This window comes from Aquamicrobium zhengzhouense (genome assembly GCF_016124105.1).
In the GTDB taxonomy this organism is placed as follows: Bacteria; Pseudomonadota; Alphaproteobacteria; order Rhizobiales; family Rhizobiaceae; genus Aerobium; species Aerobium zhengzhouense.
Genome location: NZ_JADGMQ010000005.1, coordinates 17,436 through 39,129, shown reverse-complemented (window position 1 = coordinate 39,129; position 21,694 = coordinate 17,436). Strand labels below are relative to the sequence as shown.

The window sequence follows — 21,694 nt, the reverse complement described above, 5'->3', positions numbered from 1 at the left end:
AAATGGGCCGACAGCTATTGCGCGATGCGCCTGTCGAGCCAGGAGATGGCCGCGGCACTTACTTCGTCCGGCTTCTCATACAATGTCCAATGCCCCGCTCCTTCTATGAGCACAGTCTCCAGATCAGGCACATGCTCGTCCATGCCTTCGGCCATGCCCGGCGTAAAGGCGACGTCGTTCTCCGCAGTGATCATCAGAGAGGGGACGCGCACGATCTGGTCCACATTCAGGCCCGCCTTCCAATTACGTGACAGGTTGCGATACCAATTTAATGCCGGGGTGAAGCCGGTTTCTTCAAAGCTGGACGCGAAGTAGGACAGATCATCTGCATTGAGGATTTCCTCACCCAGCATTTGCGCTTCTGGCTGGCCCAGCGGCGTGAAGAAAGCCATCTGGCGATATTCAGCAGGCAAGCCAAAGTAATCAGCGGGGGCAATGACGTCCTTGCGGACCATTGTGCGGAAGCTACGGGCCGGATCATGTGACAGCAGCCGGTCGGCTTCTTCTCCATCCTGAATCATGAGGACGTACATGTCCGGGCTGTAGATCTGCCGCATTTGCGCGACTGGATCGATAGTGGGGTCTGGGCTGAAACCTGCTGGTGCCAAGCCATTCAACTGCTCCGGGTGCAGCCAATAGTGCCAGTGCGGAATGAACGGCGTGGTAATGCTGATCACGCCCAACGTGCGTTCTTCATGGAACAGCGCCATCTGCCAGGCAAGGATGCCGCCCCAGTCATGGCCCATCCACACGGCCCTCTCGATGTCCAGTTCGTCAAGAAGCCCGACGAGGTCGCGGGTGAGGTTGGCCAGATCGTAATCTTCCACCGCAGCGGGGCGATCAGTCCGGCCATAGCCGCGAAGGTCGGGCGCGATGACGTGGTAACCGGCGTCAGCGAGCGCAGATATCTGGTTCCGCCAGGAGTAGGCGAGTTCTGGAAAGCCGTGGAGCAGAACAATAGTGGGCCCAGTCCCAGCCTCGTAAACGGCCATCCGGATGCCGTTGGTTTCGACATAATGCACGGGCGGCATGCCTGAAAGCTCGGCAGAGGTGCCATCGTGACTGTAGCTCGCCGACAAGGCGGTTGTCAGCGCCACTGCGCCCAGCCCTGCGAGGAGTTTGCGACGCGAAAGGTACATCGTAGCTGACCTTTTGGATTGGGGTTGCTCTGGGAGCAGGAGAGATGCTCACGCATACTCACTGCTAACGGGGGTGACCTTAGCGAGCCGGAGAACGATCTGCGGCGCAGGATTTGCTGTTGGGAAGCCGATCTTGCGGCCATTAACGAGTTCCGGGATCGGAACTTCGAACCCGTCGCGGCCCGGATTGACCGGACAGCCCGAACATCTCTCGCTTCGCTTTCGGTTGGGCGTGACTGATCAGCAAAATCGGCACCTAAGCCGCAAATTCTGCACCGCAAACTTCGCCCTTGCTTGCTAGGGTCATCATCCAACACGCAGCCACCCGCGCTATGTGTGGAAACAACGCGGAACAGAAGGAAGATCGGCTCTCTGTCCTGAGAAGCGATATCGGCGCCGCGCTGGCATTGCTGTTCTGCGACTCTGCTCTGGCCGAGTTTGAAGGAGATACGCGATGGGAACCATCACCACCCCCGACGGCACAAACCTCTTCTACAAGGATTGGGGACCAAAAGACGCACAGCCGGTAATGTTTCACCATGGCTGGCCGCTCAGCGCAGACGATTGGGACAGCCAGATGCTGTTCTTTTTGTCCGAGGGGTTTCGCGTGATCGCCCATGATCGGCGCGGGCACGGTCGCTCCGATCAGACGGACACCGGCAACGACATGGATACATATGCGTCAGACGTGGCAGCGATTGCCGAAGCTCTGGATCTGCGCGATGCGGTTCATGTTGGCCATTCCACCGGCGGCGGCGAGGTCACCCGCTATGCTGCCCGAGCGGAGCGTGGTCGAATAGCCAAGGCCGTCCTGATCGGCGCTATACCGCCTGTCATGGTCCGGTCGGACAAAAACCCGGATGGCATAGCGATGGAAGTCTTCGACGGATTTCGCGTGGCCCTGTCTAGGAACCGCGCCCAGTTCTACCTGGAAGTCCCAAGCGGCCCGTTCTATGGCTTCAATCGCGACGACGCCGAGATCAGCGAGGGTTTGATCCACAATTGGTGGCGTCAGGCAATGGCTGGTGGTGCGAAGGCCCATTACGACTGTATCGCTGCCTTTTCCGAGACCAACTTCACCAAAGATCTGGAATCGATCAACGTTCCGGTGCTGTTTCTTCACGGGGAGGATGACCAGATCGTGCCGATCGAAAACTCGGCCAACAAGGCGATCAAACTGGTGCGAAACGGCCGGTTGAAAGTTTACCCCGGTCTTTCTCACGGGCTGTTTGCAACGCATCCGGATTTGATCAACGCCGACATCCTTTCGTTCATTCGGGAAGGCTGAGGAGTTTGATCTTTTTTATGGAAGACGCGAGCGCATTGAACACAAAAACACTGTCTCGGTAAAAGTCACCGCACCAGGATGCGGAGGAAGCCTGCAGCCAAGGGATCACAGAAATGGTTACTATAGCGGTTGCTATTGCCGGTTTCGGCGGCGTGGGGCGAGCTGCGGCAGACCTTCTCCTCACCCGCCGGGACCGCTACCTTCAGGTCTACGGAGCAGACGTTCGTCTGGTCGCGGTCTGCGGATCGCGCTCCGGACTGGCTGATCCCGATGGCCTTGAAGCTGAGCATCTGGATGCGCTTGAGGAGGGTTTGACGGGCCCGAAATTCATCGAGACGAGCGCTGCGGACATTCTCATCGAAGCGGGCCCAAGCGATTTCCGCACGGGAGGACCGGGCCTTTCCTACATCCAACCATCCCTTGCGGCCGGACGCGACACGATCGTTATATCGAAGGGTGCGCTGGTCCACAGCGGAGTAAAACTGCGAGCCCTCGCAGAGACCTCGGGAGCAATGCTGAAAATCAGCGGCGCCGCTGCTGCAGCCCTCCCGACGATTGATCTTCTCGAGCACAGTTTGAAGGGGTGCCAGGTGCTCGAAATAGAGGGCATCCTCAATGCGACCACCAACTACCTGCTGGACGCGATGATGAGTCAGGGGCTGAGCTTCAACGAGGCTCTGGGACGCGCGCAGGCAGGGGGCTTCGCCGAAGCCGACCCGCGGAACGACACCGAAGGCTGGGACACTGCAGCCAAGCTCTTGATCATCGCCAATTTTGGCCTCGACGCAGGCTTAGTGATGGAAGATCTGTCCGTCGAGGGAATTCAGTCGGTCACGAAGGAGCGCATCACTGCGTGGCGCTCGGAAGGTCTCGTGCCCAAGCTTGTCGGACATCTTGCCAACGTGAAGGGTAAGTTCCGCGCCAGTGTCGGAATAAGGGCCTTGCCAATCTCCGACCCTCTCGCCCGTCTGAGGGGAAAGAACAAGGCAATCCGCATCATTACGGACGCCATGGGCGAAACGATCGCAATGGGCTCCGGGACGGAGCCGCTCTCCACCGCGGCGGCCGCGTTGAAAGACCTGGAGCATATACTGGCGGCCAGGGTGCGGCCTGTCCCGGTACCGCGAGCATCGCCATGACCCGACGTCTGGCGCTGGCCCTACGCCATGTTGGGTTCGAGGATCTCGGTAGCTTCGAGATTCCTTTGAAAGAGGCGGGCTATGCGATCGAATACATCGATATCGCGGAACGCGACCCCGCGACTCTCGACCCGCTGGATGCCGATTTATTCTTCATCCTCGGTGGCCCGATCAGCGTCTACGATCACGCCGACTACCCGTTCATAGCGGCCGAAATTGAACTGCTGAGGGTGCGCCTGGGGGCAGACCTCCCGACGCTTGGCATCTGTCTTGGGGCGCAGATGATGGCGGCAGCCCTTGGTGCACGGGTCTATCCGGCTCCAGAAAGAGAGATCGGTTGGTCCGCCCTAGACCTCAGTGAAACAGGTGGGCGCAATTTTCTCGACGCATTGCGCGACGTTCCCGTTCTTCACTGGCATGGCGACACCTTCGACCTGCCGGCAGGGACGAACCGGCTTGCGTCGACGACGATTTGCCAGAACCAGGCCTTCTCGCGGGGGCCGAATGTCCTCGCCCTCCAGTTTCATCCGGAAGTCGATGGCGAGCGGTTCGAGCGCTGGCTTGTGGGGCACGCGAGCGAACTGGCGACGATCGGCATCAATCCTTCGGTCCTGCGCAGCGATGCCAGCCGACATTCAAGCAAGCTGCGGAAAGCCGGCACTGACCTTCTGGCCGGCTGGCTGTCGCAGTTGAGGCTTTAGATCCAAAGGCCAGCCGGACGTACTGGTCTTCTTCTTCTGGTTCGAAATCACGCCGCTCAAGGAGACCTTGGAGCACGGCGAACGAGTCCCTCATTCCCTGGTATTTGGAAACAAAAATGCGGTCCAACAACTATCCGGAAACGAAACGCGTTGACGTGAGCGAGGAGCACTTCGGCCACACCATCGTCGATCCCTATCGCTGGCTCGAGAACGACGTACGCAGTGACGAAGACGTCGCCGAATGGGTTGATGCACAGAACGCGCTGACGCAGCGCTACCTGGCTACTCTGTCGGGTCGCGACATCTTCCGCGAGCGGCTGGCGATCCTCCTGAACTACGAGCAGCTCACTCCGCCGATCAAGCGGGGCGGGCGCTATTTTTTCACGAAGAACGAGGGAGGTGACAACCAGCATAGCCTTTGGATGCGAGATGACGATGGCAAGGATCGTATCGTCATTGATCCGAACGATTGGTCAGACGACAGCGCCGACGCGCTTGGTGAATGGGCTGCCTCCGATGACGGGCGACTGCTGGCTTTTAGCGTCCAGAGTGGTGGTACGGACTGGCGCACGATCAGGGTACTGGATGTCGATGCAGGCAAAATGTTCGATGATCAGGTGCACTGGGCAAGATTCACCGCGATCGTCTGGATGGCGGATGGGTCCGGCTTCTTTTATTCCCGCTATCCCGCACCGGCAGAGGGAACGCGCGCCACGGCAAGCGTCTCCAACCATGCCATCTATTTCCATGCGCTGGGGACTTCGCAAGCGGATGACCGGCTCGTCTATTCCGGTCGCGACAAGCCTGCCGTCCTGCATATCGTTGATCGAACCCGTGATGGGCGATACCTCCTTGTTTATGCCACGCCCGGTGCCGGTGTGAATGCGCTCGCCATCATCGACCTTGCCCGCGACGCCTGGGCTCCCCGCAACCTAATTGAGAACTTTGATGCGGAGTGGACGGTCATCGGAAACAGGGGTGACCTGCTCTACCTGCAGACGAATGAAGGCGCCGAGCGGCGCAAGATCGTGACGCTTGACCTCGCGCTAGGCAAAGCGGAGCCGGTGCAGTTAGTGGCGGAGGACGATGCGGTGCTCACCAACGCCGCCCTTCTGGGTGAGCGGTTGCTGACGACCTATCTGGTCGACGCGAAGACGGAAATCCGCCGCTTTGCCCTAGACGGGACGCCAGATGGAACTGTGGCGCTTGCCGGTATCGGTAGCGCGGGCGGCTTCGAGGGCAGTGAAGACGATAATGAGGCGTTCTTCGTATTCTCCAGCTTCGATACGCCCATGACCGTATTTCGCCATGATGTGGCAGCGAACCGCAGCGAAGTCTGGGCGGAACCGAACGCCCCCCAAATGCTCAGGCAGATATCGGTCAGTCAGCGCTTCTACAAATCAAAGGACGGGACGAGCATCCCGATCTCCATTGTGAGCCACGTCGATGTCACAGGTCCTGCGCCGACGCTCCTCTACGGTTACGGCGGCTTCGGCATCAGCATGGTCCCGTACTACAATCCCTCGCAGATGGCATGGGTCGAGCAGGGGGGAGTTCTTGCCATCGCCAATATCAGGGGCGGCGGAGAGTACGGTCGGGCGTGGCACATGGCCGGACAGTTCGAGAAACGGCAGAACTCTTATGATGACTTCGCAGCTGCGGGGGACTTCCTCAAGGCTGAAGGCATAACGAGCGCTAACGGGCTCGTTATACAGGGCGAGTCCAATGGCGGTTTGCTGGTCGGTGCGGTTGTCAACCAGCGCCCGGACCTTTTTGCGGCAGCACTTCCGAGCGTCGGTGTCATGGACATGGTTCGATATCATCGCTTCAGCGGTGGAGCCTTGTGGATGTCCGATTTCGGCAGTCCGGACGAGGAACGGCATTTCCACGCACTGCTGAGCTATTCGCCGTACCACAACATTCGTGCAGGGCTGGACTATCCCGCAATCCTTGCCACAACAGCCGATACCGATGACCGCGTCGTCCCCGGCCATACCTTCAAGTATGTCGCCGCGCTGCAGGCTGCTGACCTCGGGTCTACGCCGAAGCTTGTCCGCGTTGAAACGCGGGCGGGCCACGGAGCAGGCATGCCGCTCGACAAGGTCATCGCGCTCTATGCAGATATGTGGGCGATTGCTGCCCACTGGACGGGTCTGGAGGTCGACCAGAACGAAAGTGACGAGATTGAGTTCTGATTCACCTCCGCGATAAACGGGATTTCCTGTTGCTGCCAACAGGTCACACGTCGCCAATAGACCGCAAGATTGGCACGTTCACGATCGGTCCTGCGCCGCATCCAGCAAAAGCCGTCTGTAAGTTGGCTCCTGAAACGCCTCGTGTCCCAGTGCGCTGCGCCGTACAGGCGATCAGTTGATGTTCAACCCGAAGCAGTAGGAGAGATGTGATGGACTTGAACAGAGCGCCCGCCAAAGAGCTGGAACCAAACACGCAGGATCAGTCCGCAGCGTCGCTGGCTGTCGTCATGGATTTCCTGTCCAACACAGCGCCGTTGGCGCGGGTGGCAGCTGAATAATTCCGATCCCGGGGCCAATCGGTCTTGCTGAAGCCTTCGGTATATCGCCACGGCTCGGCTCCTCCGCACTCGCCTCAAACTTTGATTTGCGAAAGGAAACATTGGCATGAAAGCCATTCGCTTCCACCAATTCGGCGGCGCGGAAAATCTGCGGGAAGATGAGATAGATATCCCTGTTCCGCAGTTCGGTGAAGTGCTCGTCCGTCTGGCGGGAACGAGCGTCAATCCCGTCGATTTCAAGATCAGGGAAGGGACAGTGCCTTTCGTGAACGAGGCGATGCTTCCGTATACGGGTGGCCGTGACACTGCCGGCTGGGTGGAGGCGCTCGGCGATGGTGTAACGAGCGTCAGGATCGGAGAAGCAGTGATCGGCCTGCCCGGTTTCGACCAAGGCACGTTCGCCCAATATTGCCTTGTCGAGGAGATTTCTCTCACCTCCGCGCCGAAAACAATTCCGTTGTTGCAGGCCGGGGCCATCCCTTTGGCTGCCCTAACGGCCTGGCAAGGCCTGACTCAACACGGGGAACTGCGCGCGGGACAGTCCGTTTTGATCCATGGAGGTGCCGGGGGGACCGGCCATTTCGCGGTCCAGTTCGCCAAGGCTCTTGGAGCGTCGGTGACGGCGACCGCCTCGGCACGCGACCGGGAATTCCTTCTCGAGCTGGGAGCGGATACCGTGCTCGACTATCGTGGTGAGCCCTTCGAAGATATTGGGGGACGTTTTGATCTCGTCCTCGATCTCGTTGGTGGGGAGGTATCAGAGCGCTCATGGGTTGTGTTGAGACCCGGCGGTCGCCTGATATCAGCGCTTGAAATTCCGGATCAGGCCGAGGCAGATGCGAACCGTCCCTTCGGAGCTAGCTTCATGACGGTGCCAAATCGCGATCATCTCAGTCACATCGTCGATATGATCGACAGCGGAATGATAAGGGTCGTTATCTCTGAGGTCTTTGCAATCAAGGACGTGGCGCGAGCGCAGAGCAGGCTCCGCAAAGGCGGGGTTCGCGGAAAGATCCTTATCGAATTCCCGGCTGCGTAGCTTCACTGGAGAAAAACTCTTTCGCGGCGAAACGCTGCGCCGCTGAGGCGAGGTGGCGTGCAGTCCGCTGATCGCCGATTGCTGATGACTTCGCGCCGGAATGGCGAAATGCCCCCTTCCCCGGGGCGAGGGAAGAGGGCCGCAGAGGCAGGCGGAGAGGGCGGGGCTGCCGCTCTGATAGTGCCGCTGCGAAACGTTGGTGGACGGTTTGTTTAGCGTTCAGCCGGACGAATGCTGGTTGCATCAAGCAGTCGGATATATTCGTCACTGCCTTCGCTGAGGATTGAGGGATCTTGACTATCCCATGACACATGAACCTTCTCTCCGGCGCGATATCCGGAAAGATCGATATGTGCAGGCAAGCGATAGGCGTCGCCATCGCGTAAACGTACCTCGTTTCGTGATGGGGTAACGCGTTCCAGGGTTCCAGTGCTGGTGAACGCAGAGGCGTTCGGTGCTCCCATCGCAGCTAGCAAGATAACGCCAAGAGAAATAGTAGTACGCATCTCCGTATTCCTTTATCTTTGAGGTCGGTTATCTTGGTATAATTAGGGAATTATAGATTCTGCTGCGTCGCGGTATTTGCTGTGCGGGTACCGATCTTGCTGTCCAACCACGCTTCGAACCGCTTTTCGACTCGTGTGCGGCGTCTGATGGCGTACGACCGGCAAGCTAATGCCGGGCGAGCAATCGCAGCTCACCTGCTCGATCCGGACCGGCACAAGCGAAACGGCTGCGGATGAGCCGGACGTCCGAAAGGCGGAGAAACTCAGATGCGCCTTTATGTGCTTCCGGGAGCGTGTTCGTTGGCAAGCCATATGGCACTGGAGGCCGGTGCCCAAACGTTGCCGGCCGACAAGCTGCCATTCGAGATCATTGTGGTAGAGCGCAGCGAGAACCGTCTGCCTGCGTATCTGGCAATCAATCCGTTGGGCACGGTTCCGGTGCTTGTTACTGATGATGGAAGGCTGATCGTCGAGTGTTTTGCCGTCCTGCTGCATATCGCGGCCCGATTTCCTGAGGCACGGCTTGCGCCACCCATCGCCAGCAGCCAACGCGACCGCGTGCATACTTTATTGTCGGTAATGGTGACGGCAGGCCAGCCTGCCTTTCAAATGCTGTGGCGGTCCGAGCGGTTTGCAGACACGCCGGAGGGCCGTGCGGCTGTTCGGCGTATGTGTCAGATCAGACTAGCGGTTCTTTTCGAAAGGCTTGAGAACGAGATAGGAACGAGCGGCTATCTCTCCGATACGGGGCCAGATATTGCCGACATGTATCTTTACGTCTTGGCGCGATGGGGCTTGCGGCTGGACCGATCGACGAAGAGCTATCCGCGCCTATGGGCACTGGCCCGAAAGATGTCCGAGCTGCCTTTCGTCGTCCGAGCGATGCAGCGTGAAAATATTGCTCTGGACGAGCCATCCTGGGGCCCTGGTTGATCACAGCCTGTACGCGACCGTCGCCCAATAGCGCTTGCCTTGCTGGGGGGGAGCCATTGCTAGGAGGCTCTCAACAGACCTCTTAGTCGAGGGACAGCGTGTCCGATAAAGGCACGTACTGCGCTGTTGTTGCCTCCACCCTGTGAGCGATGGACAAGGCTCACCGGGACCGGTTCCGGTTCGTGGTCACCAAGAAGAGAAACCAGAGACCCTTGCGCAATATGCTTCTCGACCTGGTAAGATAGAGGGCGAACGATCCCCAAACCTCGTACAGCAGCCTCAATCGCTGCTTCAGCATTGTTCGTTGTGAGCCGGCAGGCAACCCTGACCGATCTCACGCGGCGTCCGTCTGGGTGCTCGCGGTAAGGCCAAAGCTCCTGTGTTCCCGCATGATTTAACCCGATGCACCGGTGATGCGCCAAGTCCGCCGGTCGTGCAGGTTCGCCAAGCTCTTCAAGATAGCGAGGTGCCGCACACGTCAATTTGCGCACTTCACCTAGTTTCATGGCGGTCAATGATGAGTCTGGCAGCGTCGCAAGGCGGACTGCAACATCCACACCCTCTCCGACAAGATCGACCATGCGATTCATGAAAACGGTGCGCACCTCCGTTTGCGGATAAGCAATCAGGAAACTCTCGACGATAGGCATCACATTGAGACGCCCGAAAAGTTCCGGCGCCGTGATGACAACGCTTCCGCTGACGGCTGCGTCCTGCGAGCGCGCTTCAAGCTGCGCCAGTTCAGCGAGCATCGTCCTGTAAACGGAGGCATGGCGAACACCCGCCTCGCTGACCGAAAAGCTTCTGGGCGTACGCTCCAGCAGACGTTCACCCGAAATTTCTTCCAGCCGCGCAATGGCTCGTGTCACGGAGGCCGGGGAGCGACCAAGACGGCGCGCGGCACCGGCCAGCGAACCTGAATCGATGACCGCGAGGAAAATCGACATTGCTTCGAGCCGATCCACGATCATCTCCATTTCTGAAACCTGATCTTGCAGCTTACGCATATTATGCCGTGATCTGGAATGCTTTACCTTTCCCGAAAGCTGAAAGGACTGCGCGATGACAACATCATTTGGATTCCAGCGGGTCGGGGACGTAGAGATTTTTTACCGGGAGGCAGGGCCGCGCGACGCGCCGGTGCTCCTCCTGCTGCACGGCTTTCCATCGGCCAGTCACATGTTCCGTGACCTGATGCCGTTGCTGTCGGATCGATACCGGCTGATTGCGCCTGATCTTCCAGGTTTCGGGCAAACCAAAGCGCCACCCCGAGGAACCTTCGACTACACGTTCGACAATCTTGCCGATATGATCGCGGGCTTTGTTGCTGCCATGTCACTCGAGACGTACGCGCTTTACATCTTCGACTATGGAGCACCGGTCGGTTTGCGTTTGGCCATGCGTCATCCCGAAAAGGTGGCCGCGATCATATCCCAGAACGGCAACGCTTATCTTGACGGGTTCAGCGATGAATGGGGACCGTGGGAAGCTTATTGGCGCGAGCCCAGCGCAGCCAATAGAGAGGCCTGCAGAGCTTCGCTTTCGCCCGAAACAATCCGGAACTGGCAGTATGGCACGGGAGCCGATCCGAGATTACTGTCCCCGGACGGCTACGAGCTGGACATCGCCTATATGGCCCGTCCAGGCGCCGAGGAGATCCAGCTCGACCTGATCCTAGACTATCGCAGCAATGTTGCGCTCTATCCGGATTTCCAGGCGTATTTCCGCAAACATCGTCCGCCCTTGCTGGCTGTGTGGGGACGTCATGACCCAGCCTTTGTGCCTGCAGGTGCGGCCGCATATCGACGTGATCTGCCGGACGCTGAGGTTCACCTGCTGGATACAGGACATTTTGCATTGGAAACGCATGCGAAAGAAATCGCTGCGCTGATCGCTCCGTTCCTCGAAAGCAAACGCCGTTCGAGTAAAACGGCCGCATAGGCATCGTCGCAAGGACTGGAGCCGTCGGGAGAGTGGGAGCTGGGGATGTGAATTCCCGGCTTCCTTGGGTGGGGAACAGTCCTGCTCAGACCGGGTCGGGAGGGAAGTAGCCATCTCATCGGAGACCTAGCAATGAACGTGTCTGCCTATTCGTCTTTCACCCAGTGGTACTGCGAGGGCCGCCTTGCGTCCTATGTGCGCGTGATGAAATCCCCGGGTGGCACGCTCAACCTCCTTGAGGCAGCGCAGCCGGCCGGCGACATGTCCGACCCTGCCGTGCCGGATCTCATCCTCTACCAGGATCTGGTCGGGGGCAGCCATGTCAGCGGCGATCTCGGAGGGGGACGTTTCGGTGTGACCAGCGAAAAGGACGGCTTCTTTCTCGCCGCTCCGAATTTCGCCAACACGGTCATGGTCGATGAAAGTCACCAGCTTCGCAGTTTGTCCTTCCCGATGGCGCAGTGGCAGAGTGTGCTCGATGAAGCCACCGGCGGCCGATATTCGTTAGACCGCTTGGGGATTTACGGCGGTACTTTCGCGTCGCCAGCAGTCCGGTCCGCGCTCCGGAAACTTTGGGCTCTTTGCGATGAAGAGGGGACGCCCTCGCGGCTTTTGGCGCAAGCAGCTGGTTGCGAGGTTCTTGCCGAGCTTTACCGCTTGGGGGGAGCGCTTTTCACACCTGCAAGGGGCGGCCTTGCCCCGTGGGCGCAACGTCGATCTCTCGAGTTGATGCAGGCTCGGCTGTCGGAGGACATCAGCCTCGACGAACTGGCAGCCGAGGTAAGGCTCTCGCCGTTTCATTTCGCGCGAATGTTCAAACAGAGCGTCGGCGTTCCGCCGCGAGTCTACCTGACGCAACTGAGAATGGAGAAAACGTGCGAACTCCTCGAACAAACGGACCTTTCAGTCACGGAGATCGCCCTGGAGGTCGGTTACTCATCAAACCAGGTACTCGCCCGGATTTTCACAAAAAACCAGCGCATGACGCCGACTGACTACCGGCGGGCAGTTCGTGATCCGGGAAGTTCTGTCAAAGCGCCGTGAACGCGGATGGCACCGCCGCGCGCGGTGGCAAACAGCGTCGCCTTGGCATTCAAGAGAATGAGACCTCATAGAAGGGTAGGGTGGACCAGCGCGGAGGCGCGTGAATGTCAACGCCAAGAGCGGATGGCGACCCAGCAAGCGCCACCTGCAGGATCTGCCCGGCGCTGATGAAGCCGGGACCGCAAGATCAACCGCCGTTCTCCCGCGCAAGGACCTTTTGCACTGCCGGATCGGCAGCCAATCTGTCAAGCAGCGACTGAACATTCGGATATTCTTCGAGGGCACCCGGCAGAAGCTTTATCGCCCATCGGAGCATTGGGAATGAATACGCGTCTACAAATGATCGCCCACCGTCAAGCATGTATTCACGTCCTTCCAGATGGCTGTCGAGAACGGCGAGTTGCTTAGCGACCAAGCTGTGCCCAGCTTCGACCACGGCGGCTCTTGCCGCATCGCCTTTGTCAGCCGTATAGCGATAGGGCAGAAAAATCGGCCAGAAGGCTGCGTGAAAGTCCGAGGTAAAGAAAGCGGACCAGCGATGCGCCTCTGCTCTGGAGCGTAGGTCAAGGCCGCCGGCAAGCCCAGCTTCCGGATGCTTTTGCGCAAGGTAGTCAAGGATTGCCCCGGCCTGCGTGAGTATCCAGCCATCATCCTCTTGAAATGTTGGCACCGCGCCTGCGGGGTTCACCGCACGAAGCTCTTCCGAGCCAAAGTGGACTTTAACTGCCTCGTAAGGCTCGCCGATCCACTCCAAAGCGATGTGCGGAGCGAGCGAACACGCTCCAACCGCATAGTAAAGTGTGGGCATCGTTTCTCTCCATGTACGTCCAAGCATGCACGACGAGCGCGGACATCAGCGCGTGAGTTCGTTTCCTGTCTTCTCGCGAGGTCAGGCGTTCGCGCCACCGTCCACGGTCAGGGTGCTGCCGGTTACCATGTTGGCAGCAGGACTGGCGAGAAACACCACTGCGTCGGCGATCTCTGACGGCTCAGCGTATCGGCCGATCGAGGAGAGGCTTCGCTGGAAATCAGCACTGTCGCCGTCCGCCGGGTTCGCTTCGGTATTGGTCGATCCTGGCAGGACGAGATTTACCGTGATGCCTTGAGAGCCAAGTTCGCGTGAGAGGCCGCGCGTGAACGACAGAAGCGCTGATTTCGACATCGCATAGGGGGTCACGCCGGGGAACGGTACACGTTCTGCCAAAGCCGATCCGATCGAGATGATGCGGCCGCCTTTGGGAAGATGCGGAATCGCTGCCTGGGCAAAGGCCAGCGGTCCGCGCACGTTGACATCCATCATTTCCTGGAATGCCGCGAGATCAATATCCGCGATCGCTCCACTCAGTCCGACCGCAGCGCTGTTGACGAGGATATCGAGGCCACCGAACGTTGCGACGGTCTCCTGCACCGCACGACGGATGGCGTCGGTGTCTGCACTATCTGCCTGAACGGCAAATCCACGCTGGCCAAACGTCTCTATCGAAGAGACCACGTCAGCCGCACGCTGTGCTGAACTCTGGTAGGTGATAGCGACGTCCGCGCCGTGTTCGGCCAACGCCAATGCGATGGCTGCGCCGATGCCTCGAGAACCTCCCGTTACAAGTGCGCGCCTGCCTTTGAGATTGTTCATGGTCCATGCTTTCTCTGTGCGTTGCTCGGATACGGCCCGCCCTTGCGCGGCCGCTGCTTTCAGATCTCTAGGAGGAATGAAGTCAGGGCGTTATTCACGCGGTCAGCGGCTTCGTTCTGGACCCAATGCCCTACATTCTCGAGCCTGATCTGATCCACCAGATTGGGTTGTGCCTCGCGCAACGTTTCCAGGCTCGGTGTCTCAGGATGTAGCATCTGGCTCAGTCCGTCAGCTGCCCCCCAAATATAAAGTGCGGGTTGCTGAATGACCGCGCCTTTGAAGGCAGCCGTCAATTCAAACGTCCTGGAGAAGGCAGTGTAGTAATTCAACCCGCCTCGAAACCCGGTGCGCTGGAAGGCACTGATCGTGTGATTGACATAGTCGGGATCGGCCCATTCCGGCACTGCGACAGGGGCGGGCCTGAGCATGTGAAGGTGTGGATCAAGCGGGTTCCATCTGAGCGCAGGTGCGGGGCTCGCTGACAGCCAATAAAGGATACTTGGAATGGACTGTTGGGCATCCGCGAAAAGGGTTTCGGCGCCCGGTTCAGCAAGTTCGAAGGCATAGTAGGCTTCGTTCAACCCGTAATCGCGCAGGATCTGCCAGGGGTCGACTTCGCCGCGTGGAGCGAAGGGAATACTAATGCTCACAAGTGCGCGAAAACGGTCTGGCCGCATCAGCGCGGCATGCTGGGCATTGTAGGCGCCCCAGTCGTGGCCGACGATGACCGCGTTGTCGATGGAAAGCGCGTCGAGGACAGCGATCAGGTCGCCAGTGATATGAAGTGCCGTATAAAGGTCGGGGTTCTCCGGAGCGAAGCTGCGGCCGTAGCCTCGCATGTCGAGTGCCACAGCGCGATAGCCTGCCTCGGCCACCGCCTGCATCTGGCTCCGCCACGTTTCTGCCGTGTCCGGAAAACCATGACAGAACAGCACCGCCGGACCTTCTCCCTGCTCCAGCACATGGAAGGGGCCATCAATTGCTTGCACCATCTGTCGGCGGACGGGGATCGCGGTGCTGCTCGGTGCGGCCTGGCCCAGAGTGGGAGACAGCGCAAGCCCCAGTCCCATCAGAGCAGAGGCGCGAAAAAGATCGCGCCGTGTCCAATCACAACCAGTGTCTTGGAACAGTTGCTTGGATGTAGGGATATTTTCGCTGAATGACATCGGAGTATCCTCAACAAGACATCGCGAGCTCACACTCATTGCTCGCTGGACAGGCTTGCCTGCTTATTAAGCGGCTAATCTAGCTGTTGAGAAAAAGGGCGCGGCGCGAATGCTGCTGTCACGGTGCCGATCTTGCGAGGCAATAGCCGCAGACGGTCTAATGACCTCTGCGACGCCCATTTCACATGCGAGTTTGAATCAGCAAGATCGGCACGCAAGCAGCAGCTTCCGCGCCGCGCCACACCTCCTCACCCGCTAGATTTGTCATTCATCCGCGAAGCAGATGCGCCGGCTTTCAGCGGCCCCCTGCGAAAGCGGACCCCAACCGGCGGCTCCTTGTCACAAGGATGATCTGGCCGCGTGTTTTCTCGAAGGAGGATGAAAATGCCCCGCAAGCTCCTGATTGCCTCCCTTGCCGCTCTTTGCGTTTCCTCCGCCCACGCAGGGTCGCTGCTGGAAACTCCCGGGGCCGATCTCATCGTTTTCAATGCCCAGATTTTCACCGGCAATCTTGCGCAGCCCGAAGCGTCCGCTCTCGCGGTGAAGGACGGCCGTATCTATTTCGTTGGTTCCGATGGCGACGTTCTTGGTCTTAAAAATTCCGGCACCCAGATGATCGATGCTGGCCGTCGCAGGCTGATCCCCGGCATCAGTGACGCGCACACCCATGTGCTCAATGAGAGCAGCTACACCTATAATTTGAGGTGGGACGGGGTCCCGACGCTGCGCCAGGCACTAGACATGCTGCGGGAGCAGGCAGAGCGGACGCCTGAGGGACAATGGGTGAAGGCGATTGGCGGCTGGTCGCCATTTCAGTTTGAGGAGAACCGCTTTCCAACCCTGGACGAGCTGCGAGAGGCCGTCCCAGATCGTCCTTTGATCGTTCAGTACGCCTACAACCGCGCCTTCCTGAACGAACAGGCCATGGAAGCACTCGGCGTGGGGACCGTGCAGTTTCCAGACCTGCCGGGAACGGAGTTCGAGCGCGATGCGCAGGGAAACCCTACAGGCGTCGTCGAGGGCTACACATTCACCTTCATCGCCATGGAGGCCATGGTCCCGCAGCCTTCGTCCGAGGAACAGGTAAGCGCGCTGGTCCATGCCATTCACGGCCTGAACCGGTTCGGCGTTACCTCAGTTATTGACGCCGGAAACCGAGGCTACCCTACGGCTCAGGCCAACGTGGCGGCGCTGGCCCGGGATAACCGCCTCAACGTTCGCATGCCGTTCGTCGACATGCAGTTTGGCGATGGCAGTCCAATCAACATGGTGGAGGCCCAGATCGAAGCGATTACGAAGATCGCACCGATCAGCCCCGGGCATAAACTGCACCCGACATTGGCGCATGGCCATGTGTATCGTGGTGCCGGAGAAGTGCTGCAGATCGATGTCCACGATCACGAGAACTTTGATCGTCCGCCCGTCACCATCGATCCCGGTTTAATGCGACAGCACGTTGAGCAAAATGTGCGCAAGTTGGTTGAACGGCGAATCCCGTTCCGCATGCACATCAGTTACGACGAAAACATCTCGCCTTTCCTCGACGCATTGGAAGATCTGAACCAAACCGCCCCGCTTGATGGCCTGCGGTGGAGCATCGAGCACGCCGAAACAATCAGCCCGAAAAACATCTCCAGGGTCAAAGAGCTTGGCGGCGGAATCGCTCTGGACACGAAAATGGCACTGCACGGCGACGGCTTCATAGAAACGCACGGCCGCGAGGTCGCGTTGCGAACGCCGCGGCTGCGCCAACTCGTCGACAGTGGTGTTCCCTTGGCCATGACCACCGTTGCGTATCGAGCCGCAACCTTCAACCCCTGGGTCGTGTCAGGGAAATCGGTGTCCGGCTCCGACATCCTTGCCGAGGACAATCGTCTTTCCCGCGCCGAGGCCCTGCACCTGTTCACGGCTGGCGCGGCGTGGTTCATGAATGCGGAGTCTGAGATGGGGAGAGTTGCACCCGGTAATCTGGCTGATTTCGCCCTGCTGGACAGGGACTATTTCACGGTTCCGGAAGATCAGATCAGATCCATCTCCTCAGTTTTGACAGTGATGGATGGCCGGGTGGTGTTCGGGGCAGAAGAATATAAGGCCCTGAGGCCGCCCTTGCCCGACATTCTCCCCGCCTGGTCGCCCGTCAAACATTATGGCGGCTACTACGGAGCCCACTAAATTTCACCGAGGTGGCGGCCGCAGAGGCGCGCCACTTTCGTCCTTCTATCTCCTTCAACATGACAAGGATAAGATGATGACCAAGCGCGAAGCGATTTTTCCGGCCAACCGGAACAACCTCTATGAGATGCACAATTATTCGGCGGCGATAAGGTCCGGCGATCTGGTCTTTGTGTCAGGGCAGGTGGGCAGCCTGGACGATGGAACGCCGGAACCTGACCTCCGGCGTCAGGTGCAACTCGCCTTCGACAATCTTGCGGCAACGCTCAAAGCTGCGGGATGCGGTTTCGATGACATAATCGATGTCACAACATTCCACACCGACCCGGTATCCCAGTTCGACACGATCAAGGCGGTAAGGAACCGGAACTTCGTCAACGCACCGTTTCCCAACTGGACGGCCATCGGCGTGAACTGGCTGTCCGGCTTTGATTTCGAGATCAAAGTAATCGCTCTCGTTCCCGCCGATTGACGGTCGCGGACCGGGGATTATCAAAAAACAAACCAGCGCCAACTAATGGCGAAGCAAACCTTGATGCTAACGGGCGTAGATTGATGGGAAAGGAAGGTTTCAATAAGTTGAATGGCGCGCCCGAAAGGATTCGAACCTCTGACCCCCAGATTCGTAGTCTCTGAGACTAAGAATTTCGAATCGCCGCGCCAAGCTGAGAGATGGGTGAGGGCCATATTCTCAAGGTTTTCAAGGAACGCGGCCTTTGTGTTATTTTTGGCCACGTGCCATCTCCCCTGAAAATCCACATTCAAGGTTGGTATAAACGTGGTATAGGTTCTCCGATAAAAGAGGGAGCTATGCATGCCGACCGTCCGCGCCGTCCTGTCCAAGGAACATCTCAAAGAGGCTGAGGAGGCTGCCGTTTCTAGAAAGTACACAAGCAGAGACCCGTTAATTTTTGCCGACGACAGGGAGCCAGGTCTGTCGATCAGGGTGCAGGCTTCAACGGTAACTTGGATCCTAAAATTCCGTGGCAAGACCCGTTCGCTTGGAACACTAGGTGAGATCCGGTCTCCGACGGCGGCGCGGCAGCTAGCGGTCGAGACCCGCGACCTGATGCGGGGCGGCGTCGGCGACGAGGCTGCGCGCTTCGTCAGGCAGAGGCGGGCCGGGAAGACGTCGGGCGAGGCGGTCTCAGCCGTTGCCAGACAGGACGCGCATGCGTCCGGCAAATGGAAGTGGGAAGACCTCGCGACGAAGTACCCCGAAGACTACCTTTCCAAGCCTCGGACGACTACTCGCGGCGTCCGCCCGCCGTCACTGAAGAGCGCGGAGGAGGCGAGGAGATACCTCAGTGATTCCGTCGTCATCAAGCACCTTGGCGGTCGCCTCCTGATGGAGCTACAGCGGTCGGATTTCGAGGCGGTTCGGGATGAGCTTTACGACGACTACGGACGCAAGACGGCATCGCGCCAGTTCGTAGCCTATAGCTCAGCCGCCATGTCTTGGGCGCGTGGCTATCACGCCGGACGGTCGGGCCTCGAGAAGGTTGACCGCTGGTGGATTGATACTAAGAAGCGCGAGGAAACCATCCCCGTCCCGAAGACACGGTTCCCTGAACTCGCCGATCTGGCGCGGGTCCTTCGGGTCGCGGACTCTTTTCGCGTGGCGCCGGGTAGACTGATACAGAGAGAGACGTCCGACGTCGTAGTCTGCTCCCTGTGGTGGCTGGCCCTTACGGCGCAGCGCGCGACGGCAGGCCTCAGGGTCACCAAGGATTCGATCCTGCCATGGGACGGTGCGCCCGAGCCGGGCTGGAGCGTAGTAACGTTTCCGGTGGAAGATATGAAGGGTCGGCGCTTCCACGCGATCCCGATCCCCCCCATGGCCTCTCTCCTGCTGGAGCGCATCGCCATCTCGGCTGACCCTAAGTCACGATACCTCTTCCCGGCACAGCGCCAGGCAGGGCAGGGCGACGCGCCGCTGTCCCGTTCGACGCCGCGGCTTTTGATCGAGCGTCTGCGCGGCCGAGCTGCGGACTTGTCGATCGCCGTAAAGGAGGAGGAAGACGGGGACCGACAGGAAGAGAAGACGAAGGACGACAAGGACAAGAAGGTGCGCGGCCCCCTCAAGGACCTTCTCGCCGGCATCCCGCATTTTTCCGTGCATGACCTCCGTCGCACATTCGCGACGATCTGCGGAGAGAACGCCGTCCGCGGCGACGCGATCTCGGCGGTCCTCGACCACGCCGACGGCTCTATTGATGCGCCTAGAGTATCCGCTGCTCCGACACGAGCCGAGATCACGCGCCTCGTCTACGACCACTCGCAGCGCCTCGCGCTCAAGGCCATTGCTATGAAGGAATGGTGCGACCTGCTTTTCAAAGCCTGCGACGAGGAGTGGAAGAAGAATGGCGGTCGGATCGCGCGCCCCCTGCCAAGGCTTCCGGGAGAGACCTATCCGGCGAAGCCGGAGTTTAAGGTATGGCAGCCCTGGTACAGGACCATCGAGCATTGGCACGCGGGCAAGCCAAAGCCGATGTCTTCCGGAACCCTAGGACTGGCTGCGAGGCGTCGGGCGGTCGAAGAGGCGGATGAGGACGCCTAAAGGAATTGCCGCAACTCCTCGTAAGTTGCTGGCAACCTAAAATATGTTACGCTAATCTGGTTCAGTTCTCTTAGAATCCGTTTCAGATCAACCGCAGCCTTGGCTGTCCCTCGACCGGATCGAGTAACCCGTGCCGATCGAGAGTGCCGACCATGACAAGTTCTCGGCGACGCGAACAATCTCGCCCTAGTGGGTGGCGACCAAGGCCTTCACCTCCTCCAGGGCTGCGAGAAGACGCAACTCGATTATCCGAGTTCGAGGAGCCTTCCCAGGACATCTTGGCGTTGTAGCATGCCTACCAACTGCCCGTTCTGCAGCACGGGGAACGCCCTGTGCGGCTCCGCAAGGAACATCCTGGCGGCGCTGGCGATGTCGCCGTCGGCTTCGATCGTCTTGACCGGATTGCTCATCTGCTCGCCTACCGTTCCCCGCCACTGCTGATAGTAGCTTGCCTGAACGGCAGGCCGGAAACAGTCCTTTTGCGTCAGGATACCGATCAGCAGTCCCGCCTCGTTCAAGACCGGGGCGGCTTCCTGCCCTTTCGCATGCAGCAGCCCAGCCGCATGGCGGATGGTCATTGCCGCGTCCAGGGCAAGGAAATCGGTGCGCATGACCCTGCTGATTACCATGCTCATAGCGCCTTATCCTCCTTGCTCCATGGAAAGCATTTCTCGATCCTTCGGATTTGCTCGCAACTTTAAGCCGTTATCCATTAGCATGTCTTGGCACCGAATCCGGGTGCGCAGTTTCGGAAGACACGCGTCTCGGGCAACCGGCGCAGCGCGCGTCATCTGGCAGGCAGGACAAGCCACTGCAGGAGTTCCTGAGCGGCTCTCCGCGTAGCATGACGCCGAGAGCAAGGGCGACGGTGACGAGTAGCATGAGGGCCAAAGCGAGGATCAATTCCATTGCACGGCCTCAAGCCAGATGATCGTCGAAACGTCCGACAGCGATCCGGCGCAACCCTTCGCCCTCTCGTAGCAGGAACAACGCGTCGATGTTGTTGCGTTCGGCGATCGCCGGACCGGCGGCACCGGCGGCCATGAGCGCGGTCGCCCAGGCGTCGGCCAGCATCCCGCTTTCCGCAATGACGGACACCGATGCTGTGGCAGCATCGACAGGCGCAGCCTTTCGCGGATCGATGATGTGGCTGAAACGTCGTTGGCCGCCGGCGTAGGAGTTCTGCTTGTCGCCTGACGTTGCGATGGAAAGGCCTGCGAGCCCGACAATTTCCGCCGCTCCATCGCGACCTGGACGCGGGTCCTCGAGGGCAACCTGCCAGTGGCGACCCTCGGGATGGAGCCCTCGCGCCGATATCTCCCCTCCGAGATCTAGGACAAAGTTCCTCTCACCTTCTTCGGAGATGGCGCTGATGATCTGGTCCAAGGCATAGCCCTTGGCGACACCGCACAGATCGGCAGTAAGCGCAGGGTGTGACTTTGCAAGCGCGTCCCCTAAAACGTCGAAGACTGCTTCGGCGGGGGCTGGAGAAGCGCTGATCGGTCCGAAACCGTAGCGCGCAACCAGAGGGCCGACGGCTGCATCAAACGCGCCGCCGCTTTGATGATGCACGGTTAGGCAACTGTCCATGACGCTCGCGATCTCGTTGCCGACCTTGACCCAGCTTGTGTCCTGGCGGCGGTTGAAATCGCTGATCACGCTGTCGGTGCGCCATGGTGACATCAGTCGATCCACGTGGCCGACGATGTCGGAGACGACCGCAGCGAGGCGTTCGGTGTCGGCGTGCGGCTGGATGGTGAGGTTCCAGCGCGTGCCGAAGGCGGGGCCGCCAATCCTGATCACAGGCGGAGCCGACCTTGCAATTGTCGGCGCGGCAAGCAGTGCCGATGCGGCTGTTGCGCCGGCCAGGATCTGACGTCGAGTGGGACGGTGATGGCTCATG

General features: G+C 59.4%; 20 protein-coding genes. 12 read left to right on the top strand and 8 right to left on the bottom strand.

Translation table 11 applies throughout. The annotated features are described in order from the left end of the window. Positions 1–14: 14 nt before the first annotated feature. Entirely contained in the window at positions 15–1,139 is a 1,125-nt protein-coding gene (locus tag IOD40_RS09225) for an alpha/beta fold hydrolase (RefSeq protein ID WP_233713913.1), read from the bottom strand. 454 nt (positions 1,140–1,593) lie between these two features. On the opposite strand from IOD40_RS09225, the gene IOD40_RS09220 reads away from it, so the two are divergent. The 6 genes from IOD40_RS09220 (at position 1,594) to IOD40_RS09200 (ending at position 7,839) form a co-directional block, all read left to right on the top strand. After that, positions 1,594–2,427 carry an alpha/beta fold hydrolase gene (locus IOD40_RS09220; protein WP_198476256.1) on the top strand — a complete coding sequence of 278 codons (834 nt, stop codon included), beginning with the start codon at positions 1,594–1,596 and terminating at the stop codon, positions 2,425–2,427. A 113-nt stretch (positions 2,428–2,540) separates the two neighbouring features. Further along, the gene (locus IOD40_RS09215; protein WP_198476255.1) at positions 2,541–3,566 is read left to right on the top strand and encodes a homoserine dehydrogenase; all 1,026 of its coding nucleotides are present in this window, start codon (positions 2,541–2,543) and stop codon (positions 3,564–3,566) included. After that, positions 3,563–4,267 (top strand): glutamine amidotransferase, encoded by a 705-nt coding sequence (locus IOD40_RS09210; RefSeq protein WP_198476254.1) that lies wholly within the window; start codon positions 3,563–3,565, stop codon positions 4,265–4,267. The genes IOD40_RS09215 and IOD40_RS09210 overlap by 4 nt, the downstream gene beginning before the upstream one ends. Before the next feature lie 116 nt (positions 4,268–4,383). Beyond that, positions 4,384–6,462, top strand: a complete 2,079-nt coding sequence (locus IOD40_RS09205) for a prolyl oligopeptidase family serine peptidase (protein WP_198476253.1) — start codon at positions 4,384–4,386, stop codon at positions 6,460–6,462. A 209-nt stretch (positions 6,463–6,671) separates the two neighbouring features. After that, positions 6,672–6,800 carry a hypothetical protein gene (locus IOD40_RS20210; protein WP_267905073.1) on the top strand — a complete coding sequence of 43 codons (129 nt, stop codon included), beginning with the start codon at positions 6,672–6,674 and terminating at the stop codon, positions 6,798–6,800. 106 nt (positions 6,801–6,906) lie between these two features. Beyond that, positions 6,907–7,839: an NADP-dependent oxidoreductase gene (locus tag IOD40_RS09200; RefSeq protein ID WP_198476252.1), complete on the top strand. Its 933-nt coding sequence runs from the start codon at positions 6,907–6,909 to the stop codon at positions 7,837–7,839. Positions 7,840–8,051: 212 nt separating this feature from the next. Here the strand turns inward: IOD40_RS09200 and IOD40_RS09195 are convergent, their stop codons facing one another. After that, positions 8,052–8,345 carry a DUF1344 domain-containing protein gene (locus IOD40_RS09195; protein WP_198476251.1) on the bottom strand — a complete coding sequence of 98 codons (294 nt, stop codon included), beginning with the start codon at positions 8,343–8,345 and terminating at the stop codon, positions 8,052–8,054. Positions 8,346–8,612: 267 nt separating this feature from the next. On the opposite strand from IOD40_RS09195, the gene IOD40_RS09190 reads away from it, so the two are divergent. Further along, positions 8,613–9,278 carry a glutathione S-transferase family protein gene (locus tag IOD40_RS09190; protein WP_210336846.1) on the top strand — a complete coding sequence of 222 codons (666 nt, stop codon included), beginning with the start codon at positions 8,613–8,615 and terminating at the stop codon, positions 9,276–9,278. Between the two features lie 59 nt (positions 9,279–9,337). Here IOD40_RS09190 and IOD40_RS09185 read toward each other — a convergent pair whose 3' ends face one another. After that, positions 9,338–10,285 carry a LysR family transcriptional regulator gene (locus IOD40_RS09185; protein ID WP_198476249.1) on the bottom strand — a complete coding sequence of 316 codons (948 nt, stop codon included), beginning with the start codon at positions 10,283–10,285 and terminating at the stop codon, positions 9,338–9,340. Positions 10,286–10,340: 55 nt separating this feature from the next. On the opposite strand from IOD40_RS09185, the gene IOD40_RS09180 reads away from it, so the two are divergent. After that, positions 10,341–11,219 (top strand): alpha/beta fold hydrolase, encoded by an 879-nt coding sequence (locus IOD40_RS09180; RefSeq protein WP_198476248.1) that lies wholly within the window; start codon positions 10,341–10,343, stop codon positions 11,217–11,219. Between the two features lie 132 nt (positions 11,220–11,351). Beyond that, positions 11,352–12,263 (top strand): AraC family transcriptional regulator, encoded by a 912-nt coding sequence (locus IOD40_RS09175; RefSeq protein ID WP_198476247.1) that lies wholly within the window; start codon positions 11,352–11,354, stop codon positions 12,261–12,263. Positions 12,264–12,450: 187 nt separating this feature from the next. On the opposite strand, the gene IOD40_RS09170 is transcribed toward IOD40_RS09175, so the two are convergent. From IOD40_RS09170 to IOD40_RS09160, 3 genes are all read right to left on the bottom strand, one after another. Continuing rightward, the gene (locus IOD40_RS09170; protein ID WP_198476246.1) at positions 12,451–13,071 is read right to left on the bottom strand and encodes a glutathione S-transferase family protein; all 621 of its coding nucleotides are present in this window, start codon (positions 13,069–13,071) and stop codon (positions 12,451–12,453) included. Between the two features lie 81 nt (positions 13,072–13,152). Further along, a complete protein-coding gene (locus tag IOD40_RS09165) occupies positions 13,153–13,893 on the bottom strand; it encodes an SDR family NAD(P)-dependent oxidoreductase (protein ID WP_198476245.1) in 741 nt (246 codons plus the stop codon). A 59-nt stretch (positions 13,894–13,952) separates the two neighbouring features. Next, on the bottom strand, positions 13,953–15,059 hold the full coding sequence (locus IOD40_RS09160; RefSeq protein ID WP_198476244.1) for an alpha/beta fold hydrolase: 1,107 nt from the start codon (positions 15,057–15,059) through the stop codon (positions 13,953–13,955). Between the two features lie 384 nt (positions 15,060–15,443). Between IOD40_RS09160 and IOD40_RS09155 the strand changes: the two genes are divergently transcribed. From IOD40_RS09155 to IOD40_RS09145, 3 genes are all read left to right on the top strand, one after another. Next, positions 15,444–17,231 (top strand): amidohydrolase, encoded by a 1,788-nt coding sequence (locus IOD40_RS09155; RefSeq protein ID WP_198476243.1) that lies wholly within the window; start codon positions 15,444–15,446, stop codon positions 17,229–17,231. A gap of 76 nt (positions 17,232–17,307) precedes the next feature. Next, positions 17,308–17,703, top strand: coding sequence for a RidA family protein (locus tag IOD40_RS09150; RefSeq protein ID WP_198476242.1), 396 nt, complete (start codon positions 17,308–17,310; stop codon positions 17,701–17,703). A gap of 342 nt (positions 17,704–18,045) precedes the next feature. Next, positions 18,046–19,791 carry a tyrosine-type recombinase/integrase gene (locus IOD40_RS09145; protein WP_198476241.1) on the top strand — a complete coding sequence of 582 codons (1,746 nt, stop codon included), beginning with the start codon at positions 18,046–18,048 and terminating at the stop codon, positions 19,789–19,791. Between the two features lie 245 nt (positions 19,792–20,036). On the opposite strand, the gene IOD40_RS09140 is transcribed toward IOD40_RS09145, so the two are convergent. Both IOD40_RS09140 and IOD40_RS09135 read right to left on the bottom strand, forming a co-directional pair. Further along, complete coding sequence (locus IOD40_RS09140) at positions 20,037–20,426, bottom strand: CBS domain-containing protein (protein ID WP_198476240.1); 390 nt, start codon at positions 20,424–20,426, stop codon at positions 20,037–20,039. A gap of 283 nt (positions 20,427–20,709) precedes the next feature. Further along, the gene (locus IOD40_RS09135; protein WP_198476239.1) at positions 20,710–21,693 is read right to left on the bottom strand and encodes an FAD:protein FMN transferase; all 984 of its coding nucleotides are present in this window, start codon (positions 21,691–21,693) and stop codon (positions 20,710–20,712) included. Position 21,694: the final 1 nt, after the last annotated feature.

What these genes read in the sequence shown, in the direction of transcription:
- IOD40_RS09225 (WP_233713913.1), bottom strand. Translation starts at nt 1,139, where the DNA reads ATGTACCTTTCGCGTCGCAAACTCCTCGCAGGGCTGGGCGCAGTGGCG.
- IOD40_RS09220 (WP_198476256.1), top strand. Translation starts at nt 1,594, where the DNA reads ATGGGAACCATCACCACCCCCGACGGCACAAACCTCTTCTACAAGGAT.
- IOD40_RS09215 (WP_198476255.1), top strand. Translation starts at nt 2,541, where the DNA reads ATGGTTACTATAGCGGTTGCTATTGCCGGTTTCGGCGGCGTGGGGCGA.
- IOD40_RS09210 (WP_198476254.1), top strand. Translation starts at nt 3,563, where the DNA reads ATGACCCGACGTCTGGCGCTGGCCCTACGCCATGTTGGGTTCGAGGAT.
- IOD40_RS09205 (WP_198476253.1), top strand. Translation starts at nt 4,384, where the DNA reads ATGCGGTCCAACAACTATCCGGAAACGAAACGCGTTGACGTGAGCGAG.
- IOD40_RS20210 (WP_267905073.1), top strand. Translation starts at nt 6,672, where the DNA reads ATGGACTTGAACAGAGCGCCCGCCAAAGAGCTGGAACCAAACACGCAG.
- IOD40_RS09200 (WP_198476252.1), top strand. Translation starts at nt 6,907, where the DNA reads ATGAAAGCCATTCGCTTCCACCAATTCGGCGGCGCGGAAAATCTGCGG.
- IOD40_RS09195 (WP_198476251.1), bottom strand. Translation starts at nt 8,345, where the DNA reads ATGCGTACTACTATTTCTCTTGGCGTTATCTTGCTAGCTGCGATGGGA.
- IOD40_RS09190 (WP_210336846.1), top strand. Translation starts at nt 8,613, where the DNA reads ATGCGCCTTTATGTGCTTCCGGGAGCGTGTTCGTTGGCAAGCCATATG.
- IOD40_RS09185 (WP_198476249.1), bottom strand. Translation starts at nt 10,285, where the DNA reads ATGCGTAAGCTGCAAGATCAGGTTTCAGAAATGGAGATGATCGTGGAT.
- IOD40_RS09180 (WP_198476248.1), top strand. Translation starts at nt 10,341, where the DNA reads ATGACAACATCATTTGGATTCCAGCGGGTCGGGGACGTAGAGATTTTT.
- IOD40_RS09175 (WP_198476247.1), top strand. Translation starts at nt 11,352, where the DNA reads ATGAACGTGTCTGCCTATTCGTCTTTCACCCAGTGGTACTGCGAGGGC.
- IOD40_RS09170 (WP_198476246.1), bottom strand. Translation starts at nt 13,071, where the DNA reads ATGCCCACACTTTACTATGCGGTTGGAGCGTGTTCGCTCGCTCCGCAC.
- IOD40_RS09165 (WP_198476245.1), bottom strand. Translation starts at nt 13,893, where the DNA reads ATGAACAATCTCAAAGGCAGGCGCGCACTTGTAACGGGAGGTTCTCGA.
- IOD40_RS09160 (WP_198476244.1), bottom strand. Translation starts at nt 15,059, where the DNA reads ATGTCATTCAGCGAAAATATCCCTACATCCAAGCAACTGTTCCAAGAC.
- IOD40_RS09155 (WP_198476243.1), top strand. Translation starts at nt 15,444, where the DNA reads ATGCCCCGCAAGCTCCTGATTGCCTCCCTTGCCGCTCTTTGCGTTTCC.
- IOD40_RS09150 (WP_198476242.1), top strand. Translation starts at nt 17,308, where the DNA reads ATGACCAAGCGCGAAGCGATTTTTCCGGCCAACCGGAACAACCTCTAT.
- IOD40_RS09145 (WP_198476241.1), top strand. Translation starts at nt 18,046, where the DNA reads ATGCCGACCGTCCGCGCCGTCCTGTCCAAGGAACATCTCAAAGAGGCT.
- IOD40_RS09140 (WP_198476240.1), bottom strand. Translation starts at nt 20,426, where the DNA reads ATGAGCATGGTAATCAGCAGGGTCATGCGCACCGATTTCCTTGCCCTG.
- IOD40_RS09135 (WP_198476239.1), bottom strand. Translation starts at nt 21,693, where the DNA reads ATGAGCCATCACCGTCCCACTCGACGTCAGATCCTGGCCGGCGCAACA.